Below are 11,416 nucleotides of genomic sequence, written 5' to 3'. Positions count from 1 at the left end.
GTTGGCGATCAAACACGCCACGATCGAAAAACCACTCACTGACGTAGCGAGCTCGCCCCATGGTGGTGACTTCTGCCTGCGGCGCGCTCGGCTGCATAGGCGATATCCGATGCTTGCGGTAGTGTGATGTGTCATGGATGACGCATGGCCTCCCCGAGTCCTGTGATTAACGACCCGCGCGCGCCATCAGGTAACTGCCATGACAGCTCAATACTGCCGTCGCCGAGCGTCTCAAACCGATGATTCGGCAGATGCGTCAACCAACCGTCTAATACTTCACAATAGAATGAGAGCTCGTTCAGACTGGATTCACTGCATATTCCCGAGAAGTGTTCGGTACCATGAGTGAGGTGGGCCAGCGTCTTCACCTCCCTCAGCACCAATTCCGCGGCTCCATATTGAAAAACCTGATTCTGTAGCGTCAGTACCTCACCGGCGAGGTGGAATAGCCCAGCCATTCCCGCGCAACCCAGCGCTGTTGCCATCGCGTAATCCAGCAACATTACTGTGACCCTTCCGCAGGAGACTGAGTCCACAGCCCCCAGTGGGTAAGTCCCACAGAAGACAGATCGGCATTGTGGCTCAGCAGGCTTAGACGATAGCCACCAGGCGTCAATTCAACGCTCAGCTCATAGTGCATAGCCACCGTGTCCGATAGGGCGACCAAGGCGGGTAGCTCTGCTGCCGAGGCGTAGCGAGCGTAACGCTGCCAATGTCGCTTTTGCTGCAGGTCGAGCCGCTCCAAGACAGTGCGAGCGTCATTTGAAATCCCGCGGAGCTGGGCTGACCGCCAGGACGGCAGTGCGAGAGACGCCATCACACCGATGATGGCCAAGACCACAACCATCTCGAGTAATGTGAAGGCCCTTGAGCGCGGTGAGCGCATGACTACGCACTCCTATCATTTTAGCTTAGGAATGGGTAAATAGTGCGCGCTGGCGGCCGATAGAGGGAGATCACCGACCGCTGCCGATGCCCTTCTGTTGACAGGGCTCGTGCGTCTCGGTGCTACGCTACCTGCGAGACGCTGGAGGCCTTGGTGAAGCGAATAACCTCCCCGGCTCGCGCCGCCTGTATGACATCACCCGCGGTGAACTTCCCAGACAGCAAAGCCTCCGCTAGCGGATTCTCGATCAATCGCTGGATCGTTCGCTTCAGCGGCCTGGCGCCGTAGACCGGGTCAAAGCCTTGATCAGCGAGATGTGACATCACCTCCGCATCAACCGACAAGGTCAGAGACCGCTCCGCGAGCCTCGACTTCAATGACTCCAGCTGCAGACCCGCAATCTCGCGAATATGCTTTTGTTCCAGCGCGTGAAAAATCACTGACTCGTCGATCCGGTTGAGGAATTCCGGCCGAAAGTGCATGGCCACGTCTGCCATCACCTTGGCCTGCAAAGTCGCCTTTATCGCTCCAGAGTCAGCCTCATTCGAGCCTTCCGAGAGCGCTTCGCGAATGTGCTCGGAACCCAAATTGGAGGTCATCACAACAACCGTATTCCTAAAATCGACTGTGCGGCCCTGCCCGTCAGTCAATCGCCCATCCTCGAGAACCTGAAGCAGGATGTTGAACACGTCCGGATGCGCCTTCTCGATCTCATCGAGCAGGACGATGGCGTGCGGGTGCTTGATCACCCCTTCGGTCAGCAACCCGCCCTGGTCGTATCCGACATAACCGGGCGGCGCGCCGATCAGTCGCGACACCGTATGCCGCTCCATGTACTCGGACATGTCGAAGCGGATCAGTTCGATACCCAGCTGCTGGGCGAGCTGGCGCGTGACCTCGGTCTTGCCGACCCCGGTGGGCCCGGCGAACAGGAAAGAGCCGATCGGCTTCTCGCCGCTGCGCAGTCCCGACCGCGCCATCTTGATGGCCGAGGCCAGCATGTCGATGGCGCCGTCCTGACCGAAGATCACCAGCTTGAGGTCGCGGTCCAGCGTCTTGAGCACTTCGCGATCATTCGCGGACACGCTCTTGGGCGGGATGCGGGCGATCTTGGCGACGATGGTCTCGATGTCCTTGACCTGCACCGTCTTGCGGCGCTTGCCCGCAGGCAGCAGGCGCATCTGCGCGCCGGCCTCGTCGATCACGTCGATGGCCTTGTCGGGCAGCCGCCGATCATTGATGTGGCGCGCAGCCAGTTCCGCGGCGATTTCCAGCGCGGTGTGCGTGTAGCGCACCTGGTGATGGTCCTCGAAACGGGATTTCAGCCCCTCGAGAATCCGCACCGTCTCGGGCACCGACGGTTCGGGCACGTCGATCTTCTGGAAGCGACGCGCCAGCGCGCGGTCCTTCTCGAAAATGCCGCGGTACTCGTCATAGGTTGTCGAGCCGATGCACTTGAGCTCGCCGTTGGACAGCACCGGCTTGATCAGATTGGATGCGTCCATCACGCCACCGGATGCCGCGCCGGCGCCGATCACGGTGTGGATCTCGTCGATGAACAGGACCGAACCGGGACGCTTGCGCAACTCGGCGAGCACGCCCTTCAGGCGTTTTTCGAAATCGCCTCGGTACTTGGTGCCCGCGATCAGCGAGCCCATGTCCAGCGCGTAGATGGTGCTGCCCAGCAGCACCTCGGGCACCTCGCCCTCGGTGATCAGCCAGGCCAGACCCTCGGCGATGGCGGTCTTGCCGACACCGGCCTCGCCGACCAGCAGCGGATTGTTCTTGCGACGCCGGCAAAGGGTCTGGACGACGCGCTCGATCTCGTCGCGGCGGCCGATGAGCGGGTCGATCTTGCCTTCGGCGGCCAAGGCGTTCAGGTCCGTGGCGTACTGCTCCAGCGGATTTTGCGCGGCCTGCCCGGCGTCATCCTGCTTGGCCTCGCCGTCCGTCGCTCCGGAAGTACCGTCTTCGCTCGAAGTCTTGGAGATGCCGTGACTGATGTAGTTCACGACGTCCAGCCTGGTCACGCCCTGCTCGTTGAGCAGATACACCGCGTGGGAGTCGCGTTCGGAGAAGATCGCCACCAGCACGTTGAGTGAGGTGACCTCCTTCTTGCCCGCGGACTGGACATGGTAGACCGCGCGCTGCAACACGCGCTGGAAGGACAGCGTGGGTTGAACCTCGTTGCCGTCGGCATCCTCCTCGACCACGGGAACGTTCTCGCGGATGAAGCTGCGCAGGTCGCGCTCCAGCGCATCCAGACCGACGCCACTGGCGCGCAGCACCTCGGTCACGTTGGCGTCGTCGAGCAAGGCCAGCAGGAGGTGCTCGATGGTGAGCATCTCGTGGCCCTCGTTGCGGGCGGCTAGAAACGCCGCGTCGAGTGCCTTCTGCAGTTCTTGGCTCAGCATATTGTCCATCCGTCTCGAGTGGGGGTGGTGGGCCGACAGCGTCCGGTCGATCGGATCAACCGGGGCAATCCATCGCCCCCCCTGTAAGGGCAACATTGAATGAATCCGGCGCAGCGCATTTGCGTTTCAGAAGGTTCGCGGACCAGGCGTCCGGCGCGGCACCGCAGCCATTCTGCGGTCAAACCGGACAACGCCGTCTGCGGGCCTTCTGGACCAAACGCGATCGTTGCGATTCAGTCAGTGTTGCCCTCGGCTCAAACTTACGCCTGTTCCAACCTGCACAGCAAGGGGTGTTGATGCCGTCTGGCGTACTCGATGACCTGGTTCATCTTGGTCTCGGCAATCTCCGCCGTATAGGTGCCCGCGACGGCGGCGCCGGTGGTGTGCACCTTGAGCATGATCCGCACCGCCGTCTCCCGGTCGAGACGGAAAATCCGCTGCAGCACATCGATGACGAATTCCATTGGCGTGAAGTCGTCGTTGAGCAGAACGACCTTGTACCGCGGTGGCGGTTGCAGCTTGGGTTTGCTGGTTTTCTCCGCGAGACCGACACCATCATCTCGCTCGAAATCACTCATGCTGACCTCTGCGAAGCATGCGGTCGAACCAGGGGACAGCGGCCAAATCGACCGTATCCGAGGACCAGGGATTGTATCGAATCTGACCACGAACGCAGGGCTGCGTTCGTCAGAACACCACTACTTGCTGGTATGGGTGTACACGCCATCCCAGCCCTCGCCGGGCGGGTTGGCGCGGTAGTGCGCGATGCGTTCCTGGTACAGCGCGTAGACGGGCAGCGGCCGTCCCGACTGCTGCAAGCCGAAGAACTCCGCCTCGGCCTGATCCCAGGCCTGAGAACGGAACAGCCGCAGCGCCTGCCGGTAGCGGGCCAGGTCCTTGCTCACCTCCGCCGGCAATGAGTCCTTGTCCCCCAGCGGCTCGTAGATGGTGACCGGTTCCTGCTTGCCCTTGACGCGAATCCTGTCGAGTTCTCGATACGCGAACTCCGGCACCGCGGCACGAGTGCTCTCCGACACGATGATCTCGACGCCGTAGTTCTTCGTCTGCCCTTCCAGGCGCGACCCCAGATTCACCGCGTCACCCATGACGGTATAGGCCACGCGGAACTCCGATCCCATGTTGCCCACGCTCATCGGGCCGGTATTCAGACCGACGCCGATGTTGAGCCTCGGCCAGCCGCGCGCCTCGAAGGTTTCATCCAGCGCGCGCACCGCCTGCAACATGTCCATCGCCGCCTGCAACGCGTGCCGGGCGTGATCGGGATCCTCCAGCGGCGCGCCCCAGAACGCCATGATGGCGTCGCCCATGTACTTGTCGATGGTGCCGCGATGCTCGTGAATCACCCGGGTAAGCGGCGTCAGGAACTCGTTCATGAGCTGCGACAGCTCGCGTGAATCCAGCCCCTCGGAGATCGTCGTGAACCCGCGAACATCGGAGAACAGCACGGTGAGTTCCCGCGTCTCGCCCTCCATGGAGATGTCCTCCGGGTTCTCCGCCATCTCGTCCACCAGCTCCGGCGGCACGTACTGGCCGAACAACCGCGTCACCTCGCGCTTGCCCCGCGACTCGACGAAGTAGCCGTAGAGCAGGTGCAGCAGGAACAGGGCGACAGTGAACGCCAGCGGCAGCCCCAGCGGAACGACCATGTTGAATCGCGTCCACAACAGCAGTGAGACCGCGGTAATGGCGGCGAGAAAACCCAGCCCGAGCAAGGCCGCTGTCGCCGCGGAGACACGCGGGAAGACCCAGGCCATGGCCAGCGAGATCACGAGCAGCATGACCGCGGTCAGTCCGGTGGCGTAGGCCGGGTGGTACTTGATCCGATCCTCGAGAATGCCCGAGATGATGTTGGCGTGGACCTCGACACCGGCGAAGGCGCTGCCGACCGGCGTGTTCCGCAGATCCAGCAGCCCCGGCGCCGACGTGCCGACCAGCACGATCGCGTCGCGCAGTACCGCGGCGTCCGCGGCCTGGTGGATCACGTCGGTGGCCGAGACGTACTCGAAACTGCCCTGGCGACCGCGATACGGCACCATCACCGCCATCTCGCCGTCCACCGGAATCTCGTGATCGCCCAGCGCGACCGCCTCCAGCGCCAGTGCGCTGGGTGCCTCGTCGGCGCCCAGGAACTCGCCGTCGAAGACGAATTCGAAGTCCGGCGAATCCATCGCGATGCGCGCCAGCTCGAAGGCCAGCGAACCGTAGATCGCACCGCCATGGGACTGCATCAGCGGAACCCGACGGAAGACGCCGTCGATCTCCTCACGAGCCAGCGGGTTATCAAAGAATCCGGCGCGGGTGCCGGTACCCTGCAGTTCCGACAGGTTGGCGGAATAGCCCTCGGCGATGATGAAGTTGGCGGGAATGCTGGCGGCCAGGTCGCTCGGAATCAGCGGTTCGGGCAGTTCGCCGATCTGGCTGGCATCGGTGGATTGCAGCACCATCCCGAGCACGACCGGGCGTCCCCGGATCGCGGCGGCCAGCTTGGCCTCGCCGCTGGTCGTGAACCCCAACGCGGAACCGGTGTCTTCCAGCAGAGCGCGGACGTCCGGACGGGGGGCCAGTCGCTCGAGCATTTCCTGATATGCGGAGCGTTGCGGCTCTGCGAACAGGATATCGAAGCCCACGGCCCGGACCGCGTAATGCTCGAACAGGTTGTTCACCATCCGCGCGAACTTGTCACGCTCCCACGGCCAGTAGCCCTCGGCCGTCATGCTGCGCTCGTCGATGTCCACGATGACAATCGACGAATCCACGGTGCCGGGCATCGTGGCGCGAACCCTCGCGTCGTAGGACGAATTCTCGACCTGTTCCAGAAAATCGATCCGAACCAGTTCGTTCAGATGCACGATCACCAGCGCGAACAGCGCCAGGCTGATGACATAACGGATGATCTGGTGCATCGACGGCCTCTCCCCGGGGCCGAGAACCGTACCTTCCGCCCTGCTCCGAGGCAACGCACGTGTCGCCATGGGACGACGGCGGGTATGATAGTCGGCCCATTGCGAACCCTAGAGATTTCATGGACGCGGCGCTGATCAAGTCGCTGCAACGTCGTGCGCGCCCGCTACCGGGTTGGGTGGCCCTGGTGCTGGCTGCTGCCTGCGGTCTGTTGCTGGCAAAAACGATCTGGCTGCTCGTGCCCCAGCCGGCCTGGCAACCGCCGCCGGTGCAGTCGCAAGCGTTGCCCAGCCAGCAATCGGATAACGCGGTGGACATCCAGGCCATCGTTAACGCCAATCTGTTCGGCAAGGCCGCGCCAAAACCCGTCGAGGCACCGCAGCAACAGGTGGTCGACGCACCGGACACCCGCCTGCCCCTGACGCTGAAGGGCATCTTCGCATCGGAGCTGGATGGCGAGTCCCGCGCCCTGATCGCCCGCGGCAGTGACGAGGAGAAGCCCTACGCCGTGGGTGACACGGTCACCGGCGGCGCCGAGTTGTATGAAATCTACGCCGATCGCGTCATTCTCGACCGCGGCGGCAAGCTGGAAACGCTGCGTCTGAACAAGGACGAGCCCAGGGCCGGCAACACCCAGAGCGCCAGCACCACGCTTGCCGGCAGGGATGGCGACGTCCGCGAGGTCGCCCCCACGCAGTCGCTGCTGAACATCCGGGAAGAGCTGCTGCAGGATCCTTCGCGCGCCTCGACCTATCTGCGCGTGCAACCTGCTTACAATGCGGGACAGTTGCGCGGCTATAGAATCTATCCGGGACGCAACCGGACTTTGTTCTCGGAGGCCGGACTGCGGCCGGGGGATCTCGTGACCGAACTCAATGGCGTCAGCCTGGACAACCCGACCCGGGCGTTGCAGATGCTGGGTGATCTCAGTTCCGCGACCTCGTTGAACGTCACGATTCTGCGCGGCGGACAGCCGCAACAACTCAGCGTAAACCTGAATTGATATGACTACTCTGCTTCGGTCACTGGCCGCATTCCTGCTCCTGACCCAGCTGTCGTTGGCCGTCGCGCAGTCCTCGTCACAGGCGACGCTGAATCTCAAGGACGCGGACATCAACACGCTGATCTCCACGGTCAGCGAGATCACCGGCAAGAACTTCATCATCGACCCTCGGGTCAAGGGCAAGGTCACGGTCCTGTCCTCCACGCCAATGAGCGCGGAAGGCGTTTACGAGACCTTCCTGGCGGTCCTCCAGGTCCACGGATTCGCCGCGATTCCCGCCGGCGAGGCCATCAAGATCATTCCGGAGGTCAACGCCAAGCAGGACGGCGCGCCGACCCGCGGCCCGCAGGTGCTGGCGCCCGATGACGTGGTCACCCGGGTGTTCACGATCGACAACGTGCCCGCGGCTCAGCTGGTGCCGATCCTGCGGCCCCTGGTTCCGCAGTACGGGCATCTCGCGGCCTACGCCCCGTCGAACATGCTGATCATCTCGGACCGCGTGGCCAACGTTGAGCGGCTCAAGGCGATCATTCGCCAGATCGACACGTCCAGCGATCGCGAGTTCGAGCTGATCCGGCTGACCCACGCCAGCGCCGCGGACATTGCGCAGACGCTGACCACGCTGACGCAGCAGGACCGCAAGACCGATCCGGCGTCCACGCCGGTCACCATTCTGGCGGACGAGCGCACGAACTCGGTGCTGATCGGTGGCGACAAGGCCACGCGAACCCAGTTTCGCAGCATCATCGCCGAGCTGGATCTGCCACTTGAGGACAGCGGCAGCACCCAGGTGATCTATCTGCGCTACGCCTCGGCCGAGAACCTCGGACCGGTGCTGCAAGGCTACGTCGAACAGGTCGCGGCCAGTGAAGGCGGCGGACAGAACGCCCAGGCCCGCAGCTCGGCTTCGGTCGTCAAGGTGATTCCCGAACCGGACACCAATGCGCTGGTCGTCACCGCGCCGCCGAAAATCATGCGCGCGGTCAAGGATGTCGTCGCGCAGCTCGACATCCGCCGCGCTCAGGTGCTGGTCGAGGCGATCATCGCCGAGGTCAGCGAGTCACGGTCCCGGGAGCTGGGTATCGACAGCGCGGTCTACAACGAGGACAACGTCGCGGTCGCGAACATCCTCAGCCCCAACACCATCAGCGCGCTGGGCAACATTGCCGGCGCCGCCACCGGCAGCATCACCGGCACGGCCGCTGCCGCTCTGATCGAACAGGGCATCAATCTGGCCGGCGGCCGCATCGACGAGAACGACACCAGCTTCGTCTTCCTGCTCAAGGCACTGGTCGGCGACGGCAACACCAACATCCTGTCCACGCCCTCCCTGGTCACGATGGACAACGAGGAAGCGGAAATCTCCGTCGGCCAGGAAGTGCCGTTCCTGTCGGGACAGTATTCCAACACCGGCACGACCAGCTCGACCGGTCTGGTGAACCCGTTCCAGACCATCGACCGCAAGGATGTCGGCATCACGCTGGGGATCACCCCGCAGATCAACGAAGGCGACACCATCCAGCTGAAGATCAGCCAGGAGGTGTCCCAGGTAGCGGCCGGATCCGCCGGCGCGGCCAACCTGGTGACCAACAAGCGCAGCCTGACCACGACGGTGATGGTCGACTCCGGCGACATTCTGGTCCTCGGCGGTCTGATCGATGACCAGGTGCAGGAAACCGAACGGCGCACGCCAATCCTCGGCAGCATTCCGCTGATCGGCAACCTGTTCAAGTACCGCTCGGTGAGCAAGAGCAAGCAGAACCTGATGATCTTCATCCGCCCGGTGGTGCTGCGCGATCGGGCGACGGCGAGCTACTACACCCGTCAGAAGTACGACACGATCCGCACGATTCAGCTGGGTTCCCAAACCAGTGGTCTGGACATCCTCGGCAAGACCAGACGCCCGGTGCTCGAAGAACTGGAAGCCGTGGAATCACAGCCCCGCGGCGGCCGGGAATCCGGCCCGGCGCAGCTCAACCCGGCCGTGCCGCAGTCCTATCCGCGCACGCCGACCGGCGAGCCCGCGGTCGATGAAGAACAGATGGACAAGCAGCCCATCGTCACGCCACCCGAGGAGGACGATGACGAACAGTCCTCTCGCAGTTTCGACAAGACCAAGCCCGGCAACACGGCGCGGAGGGCACATTGGCCGAAGTAGACGAGCAGGAAGCGATTCTCCGTCGACCGTCCTTCTCCTTCGCCAAGCGCCATGGACTGATCGTCGGCGCGCAGCTCGACGACGGCGTGGAGTTGATCGCGCGTCAGGATGTGTCCCTGCAGGCGACCGCGGAAATGCGCCGCTTCCTGGACCAGCCGATTCAGCTGCGCATGGTCAGCGCCGGCGAGTTCGATCGCCTGCTGCAACAGGCCTACGAGAACAAGTCCGGCTCATCCATGCAGATGGTCGAAGGCTTCGACGACGATTCGCTGGACCTGTCCAGCGCCGCCGAGGCGCTGTCCGAGCCGCAGGATCTGCTGGAGTCGGATGACGACGCCCCGATCATCCGCCTGATCAACGCCCTGCTGGCCGAAGCCATCAAGGAAGGCGCCTCGGACATCCACATCGAGCCCTACGAAAGCCGCCTGACCGTGCGTCTACGGGTCGACGGCGTGCTGCGCGAAGTCCTGCAGCCGCCGCGGGCCATCGCCCCCCTGCTCTCCTCGCGCATCAAGGTCATGGCGCGGCTGGACATCGCCGAGAAGCGCCTGCCGCAGGACGGACGCATTTCGCTGCGGGTCGCCGGCCGACCGGTCGACGTGCGTGTGTCGACCATACCGTCCGGCCATGGCGAGCGCGTGGTCATGCGTCTGCTGGACAAGCAGGCCGGCCGCCTGGATCTGGAACAGCTGGGCATGGCCGAGGATCAGCGCGCACTGTTCCAGTCGCTGATCAAGAAACCGCACGGCATCATTCTTGTCACCGGCCCGACCGGTTCCGGCAAGACGACGACGCTTTATGCGGGTCTGGCGGAGATCAACGACCGCAGCCGCAACATCATGACCGTCGAGGATCCGATCGAGTACTACATCGACGGCATCGGCCAGACGCAGGTCAACACCAAGGTGGACATGAGCTTCGCGCGCGGCCTGCGCGCCATCCTGCGTCAGGACCCCGACGTCGTGATGGTCGGTGAAATCCGCGACCTGGAGACCGCCGAAATCGCGGTCCAGGCCTCGCTCACCGGTCACCTCGTGCTCTCCACCCTGCACACCAACAGCGCCGTCGGCGCGGTCGCCCGCCTGCGAGACATGGGCGTGGAGCCGTTTCTGCTTGCGTCCAGCCTGATCGGCCTGATGGCCCAGCGACTGGTACGCACGCTGTGCCCGCACTGCCGCACCCCCTACGAGGCCGACGATGCCGAATGCGAGCTGTTCGGCATCGATCCGAAGAACCGGCCGACCATCTACAACGCGGTCGGCTGCACCGAATGTCGCCATACCGGCTATCTGGGGCGCTCCGGCATCCAGGAACTGGTGGCCGTGGACGAGGCCATGCGCACGATGATCCACGACGGCTCGTCGGAGCAGGCGCTGGAAGTCCACGCCCGGCGGTCCTCCCCGAGCATCCGCCAGGCCGGTCTGCGCAAGGTGCTGGAAGGCCGGACGACGGTTCAGGAAGTCCTGCGCGTCACCCGCGAGGGCTAGCCGCTCACCTGCGCGATGGCAGCATTCGAATACAAGGCCCTGGATCGGCGCGGCCGGCAGAAGAAAGGATTGATCGAGGCCGATACCGCCCGGCAGGTTCGCCAGCAGCTGCGCGAACAGGGCCTGATCCCGACTGACGTGAAGCAGGTCGCCGAGCAGTCCGCCGGTCAGGGCTTTCGCCGTGCAAGCGGCTTCTCCTCCGGCGAACTGTCCCTGTTCACCCGCCAGCTCGCCACGCTGCTGCGCTCCGGCCTGCCGCTGGAAGAGGCGCTCAGTGCCGTTGCCGAGCAAACCGAATCCCGCAAGGTGAAGCGCACCACCCTGGGCGTGCGCGCCAGCGTGCTGGAGGGACACACGCTGGCCCATGCGCTCAGCAGCTTTCCCGGTGCGTTCTCGACCCTTTATCTGGCGACCGTGGAAGCCGGCGAGCATTCCGGTCATCTCGACCTGATCCTCGAGCGCCTGGCTGACTACGTGGAATCACGTCAGCAGATGCAGCAGAAGATCGTGCTGGCCAGCTTCTACCCGGCGATCCTGTCGCTGGTC

8 protein-coding genes are annotated in these 11,416 nt (G+C 63.9%); 4 read left to right on the top strand and 4 right to left on the bottom strand.

Annotated elements, in window-relative coordinates; translation table 11 throughout:
• Window positions 1–131 precede the first annotated feature (131 nt).
• The 4 genes from ABNS06_RS08785 to ABNS06_RS08770 all read right to left on the bottom strand — a co-directional run bounded on the left by ABNS06_RS08785 (window position 132) and on the right by ABNS06_RS08770 (window position 6,224).
• Window positions 132–503: a hypothetical protein gene (locus ABNS06_RS08785; RefSeq protein WP_348673967.1), complete on the bottom strand. Its 372-nt coding sequence runs from the start codon at window positions 501–503 to the stop codon at window positions 132–134.
• Window positions 504–1,008: 505 nt separating this feature from the next.
• The gene (gene clpA / locus ABNS06_RS08780) at window positions 1,009–3,300 is read right to left on the bottom strand and encodes an ATP-dependent Clp protease ATP-binding subunit ClpA (protein ID WP_348673965.1); all 2,292 of its coding nucleotides are present in this window, start codon (window positions 3,298–3,300) and stop codon (window positions 1,009–1,011) included.
• Window positions 3,301–3,560: 260 nt separating this feature from the next.
• Entirely contained in the window at window positions 3,561–3,878 is a 318-nt protein-coding gene (gene clpS, locus ABNS06_RS08775) for an ATP-dependent Clp protease adapter ClpS (protein ID WP_348673964.1), read from the bottom strand.
• 120 nt (window positions 3,879–3,998) lie between these two features.
• Window positions 3,999–6,224, bottom strand: coding sequence for a CHASE2 domain-containing protein (locus ABNS06_RS08770; RefSeq protein WP_348673962.1), 2,226 nt, complete (start codon window positions 6,222–6,224; stop codon window positions 3,999–4,001).
• A gap of 119 nt (window positions 6,225–6,343) precedes the next feature.
• Here ABNS06_RS08770 and gspC point away from each other — a divergent pair, with 119 nt between their 5' ends.
• The 4 genes from gspC to ABNS06_RS08750 form a co-directional block, all read left to right on the top strand.
• A complete protein-coding gene (gene gspC / locus ABNS06_RS08765; protein ID WP_348673960.1) occupies window positions 6,344–7,225 on the top strand; it encodes a type II secretion system protein GspC in 882 nt (293 codons plus the stop codon).
• A gap of 1 nt (window position 7,226) precedes the next feature.
• Window positions 7,227–9,383 carry a type II secretion system secretin GspD gene (gspD, locus tag ABNS06_RS08760; protein WP_348673958.1) on the top strand — a complete coding sequence of 719 codons (2,157 nt, stop codon included), beginning with the start codon at window positions 7,227–7,229 and terminating at the stop codon, window positions 9,381–9,383.
• Window positions 9,371–10,870, top strand: a complete 1,500-nt coding sequence (gene gspE, locus ABNS06_RS08755) for a type II secretion system ATPase GspE (RefSeq protein ID WP_348673956.1) — start codon at window positions 9,371–9,373, stop codon at window positions 10,868–10,870. The genes gspD and gspE overlap by 13 nt, the downstream gene beginning before the upstream one ends.
• 15 nt (window positions 10,871–10,885) lie before the next feature.
• On the top strand, window positions 10,886–11,416 hold a 531-nt coding region (locus tag ABNS06_RS08750; RefSeq protein ID WP_348673955.1), incomplete at its 3' end, for a type II secretion system F family protein.

The sequence above is a fragment of the uncultured Abyssibacter sp. genome, assembly GCF_964000955.1.
Classification (GTDB): Bacteria; Pseudomonadota; Gammaproteobacteria; order Nevskiales; family OUC007; genus Abyssibacter.
The sequence above is the reverse complement of the archived record's forward strand: the minus strand, read 5'-3'. Positions and strand labels throughout refer to the sequence as shown.

What these genes read in the sequence shown, in the direction of transcription:
- gspC (WP_348673960.1), top strand. Translation starts at nt 6,344, where the DNA reads ATGGACGCGGCGCTGATCAAGTCGCTGCAACGTCGTGCGCGCCCGCTA.
- clpS (WP_348673964.1), bottom strand. Translation starts at nt 3,878, where the DNA reads ATGAGTGATTTCGAGCGAGATGATGGTGTCGGTCTCGCGGAGAAAACC.
- clpA (WP_348673965.1), bottom strand. Translation starts at nt 3,300, where the DNA reads ATGCTGAGCCAAGAACTGCAGAAGGCACTCGACGCGGCGTTTCTAGCC.
- ABNS06_RS08785 (WP_348673967.1), bottom strand. Translation starts at nt 503, where the DNA reads ATGTTGCTGGATTACGCGATGGCAACAGCGCTGGGTTGCGCGGGAATG.
- ABNS06_RS08770 (WP_348673962.1), bottom strand. Translation starts at nt 6,224, where the DNA reads ATGCACCAGATCATCCGTTATGTCATCAGCCTGGCGCTGTTCGCGCTG.
- gspD (WP_348673958.1), top strand. Translation starts at nt 7,227, where the DNA reads ATGACTACTCTGCTTCGGTCACTGGCCGCATTCCTGCTCCTGACCCAG.